This window comes from Pseudomonas sp. Je.1.5.c, from assembly GCF_051129895.1.
GTDB lineage: Bacteria > Pseudomonadota > Gammaproteobacteria > Pseudomonadales > Pseudomonadaceae > Aquipseudomonas > Aquipseudomonas urmiensis.
Map to the genome: position 1 here is coordinate 87,131 of NZ_JBCPSP010000018.1, position 16,373 is coordinate 103,503.

Annotated in this window: 12 protein-coding genes; 11 read left to right on the top strand and 1 reads right to left on the bottom strand. The window is 62.4% G+C overall.

The features are described 5' to 3' along the window. The first annotated feature begins 70 nt into the window (after positions 1–70). From AAZU54_RS15055 to AAZU54_RS15075, 5 genes are all read left to right on the top strand, one after another. Positions 71–1,033 carry a FecR family protein gene (locus tag AAZU54_RS15055; protein ID WP_186556432.1) on the top strand — a complete coding sequence of 321 codons (963 nt, stop codon included), beginning with the start codon at positions 71–73 and terminating at the stop codon, positions 1,031–1,033. 1,049 nt (positions 1,034–2,082) lie between these two features. Then, the gene (locus AAZU54_RS15060) at positions 2,083–4,668 is read left to right on the top strand and encodes a TonB-dependent receptor (protein ID WP_434727325.1); all 2,586 of its coding nucleotides are present in this window, start codon (positions 2,083–2,085) and stop codon (positions 4,666–4,668) included. 180 nt (positions 4,669–4,848) lie between these two features. Continuing rightward, positions 4,849–5,457: a biliverdin-producing heme oxygenase gene (locus AAZU54_RS15065; protein ID WP_434727326.1), complete on the top strand. Its 609-nt coding sequence runs from the start codon at positions 4,849–4,851 to the stop codon at positions 5,455–5,457. A 52-nt stretch (positions 5,458–5,509) separates the two neighbouring features. Further along, complete coding sequence (locus AAZU54_RS15070; RefSeq protein WP_434727327.1) at positions 5,510–5,923, top strand: YbaN family protein; 414 nt, start codon at positions 5,510–5,512, stop codon at positions 5,921–5,923. Between the two features lie 56 nt (positions 5,924–5,979). Next, positions 5,980–7,329, top strand: a complete 1,350-nt coding sequence (locus AAZU54_RS15075; protein WP_312152675.1) for a CoA transferase — start codon at positions 5,980–5,982, stop codon at positions 7,327–7,329. Positions 7,330–7,443: 114 nt separating this feature from the next. Here the strand turns inward: AAZU54_RS15075 and arcD (AAZU54_RS15080) are convergent, their stop codons facing one another. Further along, positions 7,444–8,871, bottom strand: coding sequence for an arginine-ornithine antiporter (gene arcD / locus AAZU54_RS15080; protein ID WP_312152673.1), 1,428 nt, complete (start codon positions 8,869–8,871; stop codon positions 7,444–7,446). 471 nt (positions 8,872–9,342) lie between these two features. On the opposite strand from arcD (AAZU54_RS15080), the gene arcD (AAZU54_RS15085) reads away from it, so the two are divergent. The 6 genes from arcD (AAZU54_RS15085) (at position 9,343) to AAZU54_RS15110 (ending at position 16,284) form a co-directional block, all read left to right on the top strand. Continuing rightward, complete coding sequence (arcD, locus tag AAZU54_RS15085) at positions 9,343–10,770, top strand: arginine-ornithine antiporter (RefSeq protein ID WP_186556438.1); 1,428 nt, start codon at positions 9,343–9,345, stop codon at positions 10,768–10,770. A 32-nt stretch (positions 10,771–10,802) separates the two neighbouring features. Beyond that, entirely contained in the window at positions 10,803–12,059 is a 1,257-nt protein-coding gene (arcA, locus tag AAZU54_RS15090) for an arginine deiminase (protein ID WP_186556439.1), read from the top strand. 69 nt (positions 12,060–12,128) lie between these two features. Continuing rightward, a complete protein-coding gene (locus AAZU54_RS15095) occupies positions 12,129–13,139 on the top strand; it encodes an ornithine carbamoyltransferase (RefSeq protein WP_186556440.1) in 1,011 nt (336 codons plus the stop codon). 125 nt (positions 13,140–13,264) lie between these two features. Continuing rightward, positions 13,265–14,194, top strand: coding sequence for a carbamate kinase (gene arcC, locus AAZU54_RS15100; protein ID WP_186556441.1), 930 nt, complete (start codon positions 13,265–13,267; stop codon positions 14,192–14,194). Positions 14,195–14,249: 55 nt separating this feature from the next. Continuing rightward, positions 14,250–14,624 carry a DUF5064 family protein gene (locus tag AAZU54_RS15105; protein ID WP_186556442.1) on the top strand — a complete coding sequence of 125 codons (375 nt, stop codon included), beginning with the start codon at positions 14,250–14,252 and terminating at the stop codon, positions 14,622–14,624. Positions 14,625–14,775: 151 nt separating this feature from the next. Next, the gene (locus tag AAZU54_RS15110) at positions 14,776–16,284 is read left to right on the top strand and encodes a sigma-54-dependent transcriptional regulator (RefSeq protein WP_186556443.1); all 1,509 of its coding nucleotides are present in this window, start codon (positions 14,776–14,778) and stop codon (positions 16,282–16,284) included. Positions 16,285–16,373 lie beyond the last annotated feature (89 nt).

A 16,373-nucleotide genomic window follows, 5' to 3' on the forward strand; every position in this document is an offset into this window, starting at 1 on the left:
GGCAAAGCGCTTGCCTTGCCCCGGCGCAGCCATGATCATTTGCAAAAAACGCTCATCGCAAGGATCACCCGTGACTGACAGCCATGCCCCCCGCCCATCACCCGCCGGGCCCGATGCCCGCGCCCGTGCCATGGACGAGGCGCTGGACTGGCTGGTGCGCCTGCAATGCGCCAGCGAAGCAGACACCCATGAGTTCGAGACCTGGCTCAGTGCCGCGCCGGAGAATGCCGAGGCCTACGTCGAGGCTGAGGCCTTGTGGAATGGCGCGCCCCTGCGCCAGGCCGCCGTGCAGATTCATCAAAGCCGCCGCAACGCCTTGAGCGCACGTGTTCGCCGCCACTGGAAACCGCTGGCGACGGCGGCCGTGCTGCTGGTCGGGCTGTTCACCTTTGGCAACCTGCCGGTGCGTTTGCAGGCCGATCACTTGACCGTGGTTGGCGAACGCCAGCGCTTGCAGCTGGATGAGGGGGCCAAGGTGTTGCTCAACACTAACTCGGCGTTTGCCAGCGATCTGCGCGATGGCCGACCGGTCGCCCGGTTGCTGCAGGGCGAGGCATATTTTCAGGTGAGCGGTGGCAGTCAATTGCCTCTTGAAGTGCAAGCCGGACCGCTGCGGGCGCAGGTGCGCGACACTGATTTTGCGGTGCGTTACCTGGATGGCGAGGCGCAGGTTCGTGTGCAGCGGGGGGATGTCGATCTGCAGGCGGCGAGTGACCAGCGTATCCGGCTCACGGCCGGTGACAGCATCAGCGTTGGTCCGCAGGGCTTCGGTGAACGGTTGCGGCCTGACATGCACAAGGATCTGGCCTGGGTCGATGGGCGGCTGGTGTTCGAGAACTGTCCGTTGAGCCAGGTGCTTGCCGAGGTCCGGCGGTACTATCCTGGGTGGATCATCAATCGCAATGATCAACTGGATCATGTGGCGGTGACCGGGAATTATCGGCTGGATCAGCCGCTGGAGACGCTGCGGGCGTTGGCTCATATGACTTCGGCGCAGTTGCATGAGTATCCGGCGGTGGTGATTTTGAACTGAGGTTGGGTTTGGGTTTGGGTTTGGGCTTGGGCTTGGGCTTGGGCTTTTAGAGGTTTGAGCATATCCATTGGCGAGGGTGGCGCTGAATCACCTTTCCGCCCTTACGGCGGGTCACTTTTGGTCGTGGCCAAAAGTAACCAAAAGCCGTGCGCTCCACCATCAGTCCCGCCCGTGGCGGGATCCCCTCGCTTCGGTGCCTTTCGGGCCCGCGCGGCCTACGATTTGCTACGCAAATCTACATCTCGCGCCTTCGGCTACGCCGAAGGGTGCTGCGCACCTGGCCCTACAGACACCTACGCTCGGCCTCCTGAAGTCGCGAAGTTAGTGGCGGCGACTGGACTGGCGTTATCTGGCGATAGTGGCAGGTGTAGTGAATGCTCTGGCCTCTTCGCGGGCAAGCCCGCTCCCACAGGCTTCGTGGGGTTCGCAGTATCTGCGTGGTGTCAGTGCTGGCTCAACGCTGGACTGAAATCTGCGCGGTACCTGTGGGAGCGGGCTTGCCCGCGAAGAGGCCAGAACAAACAACACAAAACAGAAAATCAAAATTTGGCTTTGGCATTGGCGAGAGCGTAGCGATTCGCCTGCTCTTGATCTTCCTGCGCGCAAGTTCAGACGACGCCGATTCGCGACTTCAGGAGGCTGAGCAGAGGTGCCTGTAGGGCCAGGTGCGCCAGCACCCTTCGGCGTAGCCGAAGGCGCGAGATGTAGATTTGCGTAGCAAATCGTAGGCCGCGCGGGCCCGGAAGGCGCCGGCGCGAAGGGACCCGAAGCGCAGCGTAGGGCCGGATGGTGGAGCGCAGCCTTTTTTGGTTACTTTTTGGGGCGTTTGCCAAAAAGTGACCCGCCGTAAAGGCGGAAAGGTGATTCAGCGTCTCCATCGCAAATGGATATACACACCCCACCTCAAAACCCACCACAACAAACCCCAAAATTATTTTTACGCGATCCCCCCTCAACGCCCGTCTCGTTATAGCCAATGCAACTGATTCTTGTTTTTACCCAGAACCAGCCAGCACCTATAACAGCCCGCGCGTCAGGGAGCGCCTCCGATGTCCACAGGTCCAACTCGCCCATCTCCATCTTCCCGCCGTATGGGGCAACTGTCCCTGCTCAGCTTGGCCCTGCTCGCCAGCGGCACCTGCAGCCTGCCAGCCCTGGCCGCAGAACCCACCCAGGCCAGCACCCCACGCATGGGCGACTACCGCTTCGCCATCACCCAGCAACCGCTGGTTGCCGCGATCAATGCCTTCAGCGAAGTCACCGGCTGGCAGGTCGGCTTCACTGCCGAAGTCGCCGAGGGCGTATCCTCGCCTGGCGTTCAGGGCTCGCTGCCACCCGAAGCCGCCCTCAAGCGCCTGCTGCACGGCACCGGTCTGAGCTATCGCAAGATCAGCAACGGCAATGTGGTGCTCGAGCGCCAGTCGACCGGTAACGCTATCGCCCTGCAGCAACTGACCGTCAGTGCCACCCGCAGCGCCCAGGACGTCAGCCAGGTGCCAAGCACCGTCAGCGTGCAGACCCGTGAGCAACTGGACCGGCAGAACGTCAATGACATCCAGCAACTGGTCCGCTACGAGCCCGGCGTTTCAGTCGGTGGCACCGGTCAACGCAGTGGCCTGAACGGCTACAACATTCGCGGTATCGATGGCGAGCGCGTCCTGACCCAGGTCGACGGCGTGTCGATCCCCGACAGCTTCTTCTACGGCCCCTACGCCCAGACCCAACGCAACTACGTCGACCCGGAGATCGTCAAACGCGTCGAGATCCTGCGCGGTCCGGCCTCGGTGCTGTACGGCAGCAATGCCATCGGCGGTGCAGTCAGCTACTTCACCCTCGACCCACAAGACATCATCAAGCCCGGCAAGGACGTCGGCGCTCGCCTCAAGACCGGCTACAGCTCGGCCGACGAGAGCTGGCTGACCTCCGCCACCGTCGCGGGCCGGCACGGCGACTTCGATGGCCTGCTGCACCTGAGCCAGCGCAATGGCCACGAGACCGAATCCTACGGCGAGCATGGCGGCAGCGGCCTGTCGCGTACCGAGGCCAACCCTGAAGACGTACGTACCACCAACGTACTGGCCAAGCTCGGCTGGAATTACGCCGAAGATGCCCGGTTGGGGTTCACCTACGAGCGTTACAAGGATGATCGCGACCAGAATGTCCTCAGCGCAGTCGGCGGCCCCTTCGGCAACGGCGTTGGCATCGGCATGTACGAAAGCCGCCTGGGCAATGACACCGTCACCCGTGAACGTTTCGGCATCAACCACGAGTTCGGCTTGGATTCGCTGCTGGCCGATCACATGAAGTGGAGCCTCAACTACCAGATCGCCAAGACCGACCAGCAGACCGAAGAAATCTATGCACCCTTCGTGCGGCGCGTGCTGCGTACCCGCGAAACCACTTACAAAGATCGCCAATGGGTAGTCGATGCCCAGCTGGACAAAGCCTTCAGCATCGGCGCCACTGAGCATCTGCTGACCTACGGCGCCACCTTCAAGCGCGAGCAAGTCACCGGCATGCGCACAGGCTACGGCACTTGCCTGGCCTTTGGCCGCAACTGCGCCGGCGTTGGCGCAGACAGCCCGGACGATCGACTGAACGTCAGCGACTTCCCCGACCCGACCGTCAAGACCTACAGCGTGTTCGCCCAGGACGAGATCCGTTGGAACAACTGGACCTTCCTGCCCGCCGCCCGTTACGACTACACGCGCATGGAGCCGAAGATCACCCAGGCATTCCTCGCCGGCCTGGACAGCGACAACTCAGGCGCGCCCGCCAGCATCGACGACTCGCCGAAGAAATGGCACCGCGTATCGCCCAAGTTGGGGGTGACCTACGCCTTCAACGACCACTACACCTGGTACGGCCAGTACGCCGAAGGCTTCCGCACACCGACCGCCAAGTCGATGTACGGCCGCTTCGACAACCCGACCCTGGGTTATCGCGTAGAAGGCAACCCCAACCTTGAGCCCGAAAAAAGCAAAAGCTACGAGACTGGTCTGCGGGGCAACTTCGATGCCGGCAACTTCGACGTGGCGGTGTTCTACAACAAGTACCGCGATTTCATCGACGAGGATGCGGTGCAGGCCGCCGACCTCGGCCCGACCTTCAGCGCTGGCAATATCAAGCACGCGACCATCAAGGGCGCCGAGTTCAAAGGCCGCCTGAACCTCGATCACTTTGGCGCACCGCAGGGTCTCTACACCCAAACCTCGATCGCCTACGCCCACGGTCGCAACGATGACAATGGCCAGCCGCTGAACAGCGTCAACCCGCTGACCGGTGTGTTCGGCCTGGGTTATGAGCAAGCCAACTATGGCGGCCTGCTGAGCTGGACGCTGGTCAAGCGCAAGAGCCGAGTCGACGACAGTGCCTTCTTCGCACCCGACGGCACCAGCAAGCAGTTCCGCACTCCCGGCTATGGCGTGCTGGACCTGAGCGGTTTCTACAAAGTGACCGACGACATCACCGTCAATGCCGGACTGTACAACCTGACCGACAAGAAATACTGGCAGTGGGATTCGGTACGCGGCTATGACGGCCAGGGTGAAGCCGGCGCGACCCAGCCAGCCAATCTGGACCGCCTGACCATGCCCGGGCGCAACTTCGCCATCAACGTGGTCTGGGATATCTGACCCACCCCAGCAGCGGCTCATCGCGCGTCACACCCGCCCCCACCTTCTTCGCGCTTCTGGTGGGCGCGGGATCGCCCCGCGCTGAGGCCACTACCGACATAACGCAGGTGAGGTTTTTTTACTGTTCTGCGTCTTCTTGTTCGTCTTGTCATTAGACACCCTATTTCCCAAGGATCGACCATGACCACCGCCACCACCGCCGAGCGCCCGAGCCTGCGCTCGCAACGCCTGAACCAGATTACCCACGCGCCCCACAGCGAGCTGGACGTGCTGGTCAAATCCCACGCGCCGTTCGACAGCCGCGAGAGCTTCGCGCGCTTCGTGGTCGCCCAGTACCTGTTCCAATCCGAATTGCAGGCGCTGTACACCGACCCGCAGCTGATCGCCATCGTCCCTGACCTGGCCGAGCGCTGCCGCGCCGAGCAAGCCCGCCTGGACCTGGCTGACCTCAACACCGAAGTCCCAGCGCCGGTAGCCGGTGCCCTGAGCAAACCGAGCCTGGGCGAGGCGATGGGCTGGATCTTCGTCTCTGAAGGCTCCAAACTGGGCGCCGCGTTCCTGATCAAACGCGCGGTGGCCCTGCAGCTGTCGGACAGCTTTGGCGCGCGGCACCTGGGCGAGCCCGCCGGCGGTCGCGCCGAGGGCTGGAAGCAGTTCACCCGCATTCTCGATGGCCTGGAGCTGTCGGCCGAAGAAGAAGCTGCTGCCGAGCGTGGCGCAGTCGCCGCCTTCGAGCGCTTCACTCAGCTACTCAAGCACGCCTACGCTGCAGACGCGGCGCTGGCCTGATACGCTTTACCCGGCCACAGATCTTGTGGCCGGCCGTTTTTGCAGTGAGACCATGACCCGACCTGCCCGCTCGAAACTTGCCCGCCTGCTGTATGGAATCCTGGCCTACGTGAGCCTGGGGATCGGCCTGGTCGCTATCGTCATTCCTGGCCTGCCGACCACCGAGTTCATTCTCCTCGCAGCCTGGGCGGCAACTCGCAGCTCGCCGCGCTTGAGTGCTTGGCTGGAGAATCACCGGCTGTTCGGGCCGATCCTGTACAACTGGCGCAACGGCAAGGTCATCCAGCGTCGGGCCAAGATCAGCGCGACGATCAGCATGCTGCTGTGCGCCGGGGTGATGCTGACCTTCCTTGAACACCATTGGCCGGTGTTCCTGGCGATCACCGGCATGACCCTGGGCAACCTGTGGATCTGGTCGCGGCCTGAGCGAGCAACGCCACCTGCAACGAGCTGCAACGCCCGCTGAGATTTGCGTCTGGGCGCCGGATGTACTGCAATGGGATCGATCAAGGAGGATCCTGCATGCAGCCGTTGCTCGACACCATCAGCCAAGCACTGACCCTTAACCCCGCCTCTTTGCGCTGGCAGGGCGTCGGCAGCTTGCCCTCGACCTACGCTGTCAGCGAGCTTGCCGCCGCCAGCATCGGCGCCGCCGGCCTGGCCTTGGCGCGCTTGCTTGAACAACAAACCGACAATTGCCCATTGGTGCGCGTCGACCGACGCCTGGCCTCGTTCTGGTTCGCCAGCAGCCTGCGCCCACAAGGCTGGCAGCCGCCAGGGCTGTGGGATGCGATCGCCGGGGACTACGCCTGCGCCGACGGCTGGATCCGCCTGCATACCAATGCCCCACATCACCGCGCCGCCGTCGAGCGGGTACTGGGCAGCTGCGCCAATCGCAACGAGGTAGCCAGCAAGGTAGCGAGCTGGAGCGCCGACCAGCTGGAGTCTGCGCTAGTCGCTGCTGGCGGTTGTGCGGCGCGGATGCGCAGCTGGCTTGACTGGTGCGCGCATCCTCAAGGCCAGGCGGTCAATGCGCAGCCGCTGATCCTGCGCGAAACCTTCGCCAGCGATACCCCGCTGAAATGGCGCGGCACTACCCAACGGCCATTGGCGGGGATCAAGGTACTCGACCTTACGCGCATCCTCGCCGGCCCCATCGCCACTCGCCTGCTGGCCGGCTTTGGCGCACAGGTACTGCGTATCGATCCCCCGGGCTGGGAAGAGCCGGCAGTGGTTGCCGAAGTCACCCTGGGCAAGCGCTGCGCACGCCTGGATTTGCGCGATCGAGCCGATCGCCTGGTGTTCGAGCGGCTGTTGGGCGATGCCGACATCCTCGTTCACGGCTATCGCGCAGATGCACTCGAGCGACTGGGCCTTGGCCATGAACGACGGCGCCAGCTCAACCCCGGGCTGATCGATGTCAGCCTCAACGCCTATGGCTGGAGCGGCCCCTGGAAGGAGCGGCGCGGCTTCGACAGCCTGGTGCAGATGAGCACGGGGATTGCCCGCGAAGGCATGCGCTGGCAGCAGGCGAACCAGCCTGTGCCGCTGCCGGTACAGGCGCTGGACCATGCCACTGGCTACCTGATGGCGGCCGAGGCGATCCGTGCCCTGGAAGAGCGCCTGCGCACCGGCGCAGGGAGCCGCGCACGTTTGTCGCTGGCGCGTACGGCGAAACTGCTGGTCGAGCATGGGACAGTGGGGGATGACTTGCCATTGGCGGCGCAGACGGTGGATGACCTGGATCTGCACCTGGAGCAAACGCCGTGGGGACTGGCGCAGCGGCTCAAGGGGCCGTTGACGGTGGGCGATGCCGTTTTGCGTTGGGATTTCGGCGCCTGCGAGCTGGGATCTGCGGCACCACACTGGTGACCTCTACAGCGCATCGCGTTGTAAGCCCGCTACAAGGTCAGCGCCGCAATTGAGGCTTGCACTGTACCTGAGCGGGCTTGCCCCGCGATGCGATAGCTGCAGCACCCTATCGACTCAAAGACTCAGCAACCCTGAATACAGCGCATAGGCCGCCAACCCCGCGCCCACCAGCACCGCGGCAAAAATCAACTTCTCCCAGCTAGTAAACAGGGCCTGCCCCTGCTCATGCTTGGCCCGGGCGAACAGAATCACCCCCGGCGCATAGAGCAAGGCCGACAACAGCAGGTACTTCAGCCCCCCGGCATACAGCAGCCAGATGGCGTAAATCAGCGCCACCCCTGCAATCAACAAATCCTTGCGCCGCAGATTGGCCTGGCCTTCATAGCCCTCCCCGCGCACCGCCAGCAGCACCGCATAGGCCGCCGACCACAGGTACGGCACCAGGATCATCGACGAGGCCAGGTAAATCAGGCTGGTGTAAGTCCCTGCTGAAAACAGCGTGATCAGCAAGAATCCCTGGATCATGCAGTTGGTCAGCCACAAGGCATTGGCCGGTACCTGGTTGGCATTCTCCCGAGTCAGAAAGCGTGGCATGGTCTTGTCGCGGGCGGTGGCGAAGAGGATCTCCGCGCACAGCAGCGCCCACGACAGCAGCGCACCGAGCAGCGACACCGCCAGGCCGATGCTGATCAGCAAGGCCCCCCATGGGCCGACGATGTGTTCGAGCACCGAGGCCAACGATGGATTCTGCAACCCGGCCAGCTCAGGCTGGGTCATGACCCCCAGCGACAGCACGTTGACCAGCACCAGCAAGGCCAACACCCCAAGAAAACCGATCACCGTCGCCTTGCCCACGTCCGAGCGGCGCTGCGCTCGCCCCGAATAAACGCTGGCGCCCTCGATGCCGATGAACACGAACACCGTCACCAGCATCATGTTGCGCACCTGCTCCATGACGCTGCCGAACTGGGGGTTGCTCAGGCCCCAGATATCGCGGGTGAAGATATCGGCGCGAAAGGCAAAGGCAGCAATCACGATGAACATCAGCAGTGGCAACACCTTGGCCACGGTGGTCACCTGGTTGATGAACGCCGCTTCCTTGATCCCGCGCAGGACCAAAAAGTGCACCGCCCACAGCAGCAACGAGGCGCAAGCGATGGCGATCGGCGTGTTGCCCTCGCCGAATACCGGAAAGTAAAAACCCAAGGTACTGAACAGCAGGACGAAGTAACCGACGTTGCCCAACCAGGCGCTGATCCAGTAGCCCCACGCTGACGAAAAGCCCATGTACTCGCCAAACCCAGCCTTGGCGTAGGCATACACCCCCGAATCCAGCTCCGGCTTGCGATTGGCCAGCGTCTGGAACACGAAGGCCAAGGCCAGCATGCCCACGGCGGTAATGCCCCAGCCGATCAGCACGGCGCCGACATCGGCGCGCGCTGCCATGTTCTGCGGCAACGAGAAAATCCCACCGCCGATCATCGAGCCGACCACCAAGGCGATCAACGCGCCGAGCCGCAGTTTTTGTCCCGGCTCGCTCATGGCGCCTCCCGATCAGTACCCAGAAAAAGGCCCGCCCAGCGGCCCCGGCGGCGCAGTGTCATACCCATGTAACACCCCTTGCATTCATATATAGCGGCGGCGCTTTTATATTAGACCACGTGATGAAATCTGCCGGGCTCATAACTAGCCCGTCTATGCAGCTGGCAACTAACCCTGCCGGACATGTGGATATATCCATGCCATTCAGGATACCACCGTCTTTTTCCTGAAAAATTTGCTTCTTACTCAAAAGCGACTAGCTTCAAAGTTCGCAGGCGAAACAGAGCGTTTGCTCTAGATGTACATGGAGGTGCCAGCGCACAAGGCCTGCGGCAGAGCTGTCGGCACTCTCCAGGAGACGCGTGAAGGATTTTTCTCACTTTACGTCGTCATGAACTGATCTACATCAGCGAATGACCCCGGCGTCAGTTTTATTCTGTCGTCAACTTTCTCCTGGTACGGAGTTGTTAAATGTCTGATTCTCCCGAAAAACTAAAACTCGGTGCACTTGTTGCACTTGTCGTCGGCTCGATGATTGGCGGCGGGATCTTCTCCTTGCCGCAAAACATGGCCGCCAGCGCTGGTGTCGGTGCCGTGCTGATCGGCTGGGCCATCACCGCGGTGGGCATGCTCACCTTGGCCTTCGTGTTCCAGACCCTGGCCAACCGTAAGCCTGACCTCGATGGCGGGGTGTATGCCTACGCCAAGGCCGGTTTTGGCGACTACATGGGCTTCTCTTCAGCATGGGGTTACTGGATCAGCGCCTGGTTGGGCAACGTCGGTTACTTCGTCCTGCTGTTCAGTACCCTGGGCTACTTCTTCCCGATCTTCGGTGAGGGCAATACCCCGGCGGCGGTGATCGGCGCGTCGATCCTGCTCTGGGCAGTGCACTTTCTGGTACTGCGCGGGATCAAGGAAGCGGCGTTCATCAACCTGGTCACCACCGTGGCCAAGGTCGTGCCGCTGGCGCTGTTCGCCCTGATCTGCCTGTTCGCCTTCAAGCTCGACGTGTTCACCGCCGACATCTGGGGCCTGGGCTCGCCAGATCTGGGCAGCGTGATGAACCAGGTGCGCAACATGATGCTGGTCACCGTCTGGGTGTTCATCGGCATCGAGGGCGCGAGCATCTTCTCCTCACGGGCAGAAAAACGCTCGGACGTGGGTAAAGCCACGGTCATCGGCTTCATCACCGTGCTGCTGTTCCTGGTGCTGGTCAACGTGCTGTCGATGGGCGTGATGACTCAACCTGAGCTGGCCAAGCTGCAGAACCCGTCGATGGCGGCCGTGCTTGAGCACGTGGTCGGCCACTGGGGTGCGGTGCTGATCAGCGTCGGCCTGATCATCTCGCTGCTGGGTGCCCTGCTGTCGTGGGTACTGCTGTGTGCGGAGATCATGTTCGCCGCCGCCAAAGACCACACCATGCCGGAGTTCCTGCGCCGCGAGAACGCCAACCATGTGCCGGCCAATGCCCTGTGGCTGACCAACGCCATGGTGCAGATCTTCCTGGTCATCACCCTGTTCTCGGCCAGTACCTATCTGTCGCTGATCTACCTCGCCACCTCGATGATCCTGGTGCCTTACCTGTGGTCGGCGGCCTATGGCTTCCTCATGGCCTTGCGCGGCGAGACCTATGAACAAGCCCCCGGCGAGCGCAACAAAGACCTGATCATCGGCGCCATCGCCCTGCTCTATGCGGTCTGGCTGCTGTATGCCGGCGGGGTCAAGTACCTGCTGCTGTCGGCCCTGCTGTATGCCCCTGGCGCGATCCTGTTCGCCAAGGCCAAGCGCGAACTGGGCCAACCGATTTTCACCAACGTGGAGAAGCTGATCTTCGCCGCCGTAGTCGTGGGCGCGCTGGTCGCGGCCTATGGCCTGTACGACGGATTCCTGACTCTGTAATCACTGAATTTGCATGATGGAGGCAATGAACCATGTCCACCGATAAAGTTAAGTACGGCGTCCATTCCGAAGCCGGCAAACTGCGCAAAGTGATGGTTTGCTCCCCGGGCCTTGCCCACCAGCGCCTGACCCCGAGCAACTGCGACGACCTGTTGTTCGATGACGTCATCTGGGTCAACCAGGCCAAGCGCGACCACTTCGACTTCGTCACCAAAATGCGTGAGCGCGGCATCGAAGTGCTGGAAATGCACAACCTGCTGACCGAGACCATCCAGAATCCTGAAGCGCTGAAATGGATCCTCGATCGCAAGATCACCCCAGACACCGTTGGCGTTGGCCTGACCAACGAAGTGCGCAGCTGGCTCGAAGGGCTGGAGCCACGCAAGCTGGCCGAGTTCCTGATCGGCGGCGTGGCCGGTGAAGACCTGCCCGACAGCGAAGGCGCCAGCGTGATCAAGATGTACCGCGACTACCTGGGCCACTCCAGCTTCCTCCTCGACCCGCTGCCCAACACCCAGTTCACCCGTGACACCACCTGCTGGATCTACGGTGGCGTGACCCTGAACCCGATGTACTGGCCAGCGCGACGTCAGGAAACCCTGCTGACCAGCGCGATCTACAAGTTCCACCCCGAGTTCACCGGCGCCGACTTCGAAGTCTGGTACGGCGACCCGGACAAAGACCACGGCAAGGCCACCCTGGAAGGCGGCGACGTCATGCCGATCGGCAATGGCGTGGTGTTGATCGGCATGGGTGAGCGCACCTCGCGCCAAGCCATCGGCCAACTGGCCCAATCGCTGTTCGCCAAGGGCGCAGTGGAAAAAGTGGTGGTCGCCGGCTTGCCGAAATCTCGCGCTGCGATGCACCTGGACACGGTGTTCAGCTTCTGCGACCGCGACCTGGTCACGATCTTCCCAGAAGTGGTCAAAGAGATCGTGCCGTTCGTCATCCGCCCAGACAGCAGCAAGCCGTATGGCATGGATGTGCGTCGCGAGAACAAATCGTTCATCGAGGTGGTGGCCGAATCGCTCAACCTCAAGCAACTGCGCGTGGTCGAAACCGGCGGCAACAGCTTCGCCGCCGAACGCGAACAGTGGGATGACGGTAACAACGTAGTGGCCGTGGAGCCTGGCGTGGTCATCGGCTACGACCGCAACACCTACACCAACACCCTGCTGCGCAAGGCCGGGGTGGAAGTCATCACCATCAGCGCCGGTGAGCTGGGCCGCGGCCGTGGCGGTGGCCACTGCATGACCTGCCCAATCATTCGCGACCCAATCGACTACTAAACGACCATCAACCCGGCCGCGCTTACAAAGCGCCGGCCGGGCCGATTACCGAACTCAAGGAGAATCATCATGGCGTTCAACATTCATAACCGTAACTTGCTCAGCCTGGAACACCACACCACGCGCGAGTTGCGTTACCTGCTCGACCTGTCCCGCGATCTGAAACGCGCCAAGTACACCGGCACCGAGCAGCAACACCTGAAGGGCAACAACATCGCCCTGATCTTCGAAAAGACCTCGACCCGCACCCGCTGTGCATTCGAAGTCGCCGCTTACGACCAGGGCGCCAACGTTACCTACATCGACCCCAATTCCTCGCAGATTGGCCACAAAGAGAGCATGAAGGACACCGCCCGGGTGCTCGGGCGCATGTACGACGCGATCGAGTACCGTGGCTTCAAGCAGGAAATCGTCGAGGAGCTGGCCAAGTTCGCCGGCGTACCCGTCTTCAACGGCCTGACCGATGAATATCACCCGACCCAAATGATCGCCGACGTGCTGACCATGCGCGAAAACAGCGACAAGCCGATCCACGACATCAGCTACGCCTACCTGGGCGACGCCCGTAACAACATGGGCAACTCGCTGCTGCTGATCGGCGCCAAGCTCGGCATGGACGTGCGTATCGCCGCGCCCAAGGCATTGTGGCCACATGATGACCTGGTCGAGCGCTGCAAGAAGTACGCAGAAGAAAGCGGTGCGCGCATCACCCTCACCGAAGACCCGAAAGCAGCGGTCAAAGGCGTGGACTTCGTGCATACCGACGTTTGGGTATCGATGGGTGAGCCGGTCGAAGCCTGGGGCGAACGTATCCAGCAACTGCTGCCCTACCAGGTCAACGCCGAGTTGATGAAAGCCACCGGCAACCCACGGGCCAAGTTCATGCACTGCCTGCCGGCGTTCCACAACTCCGACACCAAGGTCGGCAAACAGATCGCCGAGCAGTATCCGAACCTGAAGAACGGCATCGAAGTGACCGATGACGTGTTCGAGTCGCCAGCGTGTATCGCCTTCGAGCAGGCGGAAAACCGCATGCATACGATCAAGGCGATTCTGGTCTCGACCCTGGCTGACCTGTAACCCCCGAGCAGGGGCTTTTGTGGGAGCGGGCTTGCCCCGCGATTGCGCCAGCCGCAACGACGCCATCGCGGGGCAAGCCCGCTCCCACGGGCCCGCCCCACATTCTCTCTGAAGGACACTTCATCATGCGTATCGTTGTTGCATTGGGCGGCAACGCCCTGCTACGCCGCGGCGAGCCGATGACCGCTGACAACCAGCGCGCCAATATCCGCACCGCTACCGAGCAAATCGCCAAGATCCACCCTGGTAATGAACTGGTCATCGCTCACGGGAACGGCCCGCAGGTCGGCCTGCTGTCGCTTCAGGCGCTGTCCTACAAACCCGACGAAGCCTACCCGCTGGATGTGCTCGGCGCTGAAACCGAAGGCATGATCGGCTACATGATCGAACAGGAACTGGGCAACCTGCTGGCCTTCGAAGTGCCGTTCGCCACCCTGCTGACCCAGGTCGAAGTCGACGCCAATGACCCGGCCTTCAAAGACCCGACCAAGTTCATTGGCCCGGTCTACTCCAAGGAAGAAGCCGAGCGCCTGGCCAAGGAAAAAGGCTGGGTGGTCAAGGCCGACGGCGACAAGTACCGGCGAGTGGTCGCCAGCCCCAAGCCCAAGCGCATTTTCGAAATCCGCCCGATCAAGTGGCTGCTGGAAAAAAGCAGCATTGTCATCTGTGCCGGCGGCGGCGGCATTCCGACCATGTACGACGAAAATCGCAAGCTCAAGGGCATCGAAGCGGTGATCGACAAAGACCTGTGTTCGGCGCTGCTCGCCGAACAGCTGGAGGCCGACCTTTTGATCATCGCCACCGACGTGGATGCGGCCTATATTGACTGGGGCAAGCCGACGCAGAAAGCCATTGCCCAGGCGCACCCCGACGAACTCGAGCGCCTAGGCTTCGCCGCCGGTTCCATGGGGCCGAAGGTGCAGGCCGCCAGTGACTTTGCCCGTAAAACCGGCAAGGTCGCGGTGATCAGCTCGCTGGAAAACATCGAGGACATCGTCAAAGGCACTGCCGGCACCCGTGTTTCCACGGCCCAGCCAGGTATCAGCTACCGTTGAATGCAGTAGGCGGGTGCTCGGCACCCGCTGTTTCAACCTTCCGGAGGATTGCACTGTGGCTCAGTTCCAACCTGGTCATGTACACATCGAACGTACCGCGCTCAACACCAATGATCACAGCTACGATCTGAACATCAACTACGAGGTAGCCCAGGACCCCAGGGAAGGGCGCGGTATCCAGTTCCACATGCATGGCAGCATCGAGGGCAAGCCGGTGGACGAGAAGTTCTTTCTCGCCAAGGACCAGGTCTTGCCGAGTTTTCTCAGCCTGGCCACGCGCAAGGCCCAGAGCTACCTGCCAGCGCCGAAGAAATTCGAGTCGCTGGGATCGACGCACAAGATCTACGACCTGATGTTCGAAGACATCCGTCAGCAACTGGATGTGAAGTCTGGCGATCCGATCAAGCCTGAGCATCTGGGCAACGCCTGACACCGCCATCGCGGGGCAAGCACGCTTCTACAGACACGGCGCCGATTCCGACGGCGGCGCGGCCCCTGTTGGAACGGGCTTGCCCCGCGATTGGGCCTGAGCCCCTTCGCAATGGCATACTGACGCCCTCTCCCTTACCTCCGTTGCCCCCATGCGCATCCACGTCAGCTTCATCGACCGCGTCGGCATCACCCAGGAAGTCCTGGCCCTGCTCGGTGCCCGTAACCTCAACCTGGACGCCGTGGAGATGGTCCCGCCGAACGTCTACATCGACGCCCCGACCCTCAGCCCCGCAGTGCTCGAAGAGCTCCACGACGCCCTGTTCGAAGTGCACGGAGTGCAATCGGTGGAAGTGGTCGACATCCTCCCCGGCCAGCGTCGCCATTTGCAGCTCGATGCCCTGCTCGCGGCCATGAGCGACCCAGTGCTGGCGGTGGACAGCGCCGGCAAGGTGCTGCTGGCCAACCCGGCCCTGATCGCCCTCTGCGGGCGGGAGTCGGCTGGGCGTTCGGTCGGTGAATTGTTCAAAGACCCCGACCTGCTCCAGGCGCTGCTGGACAACAACTTCCACCTGCCGATGCGCGAGATGCAGCTCGACGGCCAGAGCCTGCTGCTCGATGCCACGCCAATTACCAACGCCGGTGGCCTGCTCACCTTGTATCCGCCCAACCGCATGGGCGAACGCTTGTCAGCGCTGCACCACGATCACGCCGAAGGCTTTGACGCACTGCTCGGCGACTCCCCGGCCATCCGCACCCTCAAGGCTCGCGCGCTGCGCGTAGCAGTGCTCGATGCGCCGTTGCTGGTGCACGGCGAAACCGGCACCGGCAAGGAGCTGGTAGCCCGCGCCAGCCATGCCCTGAGCAGCCGCCATGCCGCGCCCTTCCTGGCGCTGAACTGCGCGGCACTGCCCGAGAGCCTGGCCGAGAGCGAGCTATTCGGCTACGCCCCCGGCGCGTTTACCGGCGCCCAGCGTGGTGGCAAGCCAGGGCTGATGGAACTGGCCAACCAAGGCACGGTGTTTCTCGACGAGATTGGCGAGATGTCGCCCTATCTGCAAGCCAAGCTATTGCGCTTTCTCAGCGATGGCAGCTTCCGCCGAGTAGGTGGCGATCGCGAGGTCAAGGTCGACGTGCGCATCATCAGCGCCACCCATCGCGATCTGGAACGGATGGTCGCCGAGGGCAGCTTTCGCGAAGACCTGTTCTACCGCCTCAATGTACTCAACCTGCAGGTGCCGCCGCTGCGGGAACGCGGTCAGGATATCCTGCTGCTGGCGCACTACTTCATGCAGCAGGCCTGCACCCAGATCCAGCGCCCGCCTTGCAGGCTGACACCGGGCACCCATGCCGCCCTGCTGGCCAATCCTTGGCCAGGCAATGTGCGCCAGTTGCAGAACGTGATTTTTCGCGCGGCGGCGATTTGCGAAAGCGATCTGGTGGATATTGGCGATCTGGATATCGCCGGGACTTCAGTGGCGCGCGGGCAAGAGGCTGAGGTCGGCAGCCTGGAGCAGGCGGTGGGGGAATTTGAGCGCGAGCTGTTGCAGCGCCTGTATGCCAGCTACCCCTCGACCCGGCAGTTGGCTGGGCGCTTGCAGACTTCGCATACCGCGATTGCCCAGCGGCTGCGCAAGTATGGGATTTCCGGCAAGGCCTGATAAAGGCCGTGTCACTACTGACGCTATCGCGGGGCAAGCCCGCTCCCACGCAGCCTTTCCCACGTGCGACGGGAGAGACTGCGTGGGAA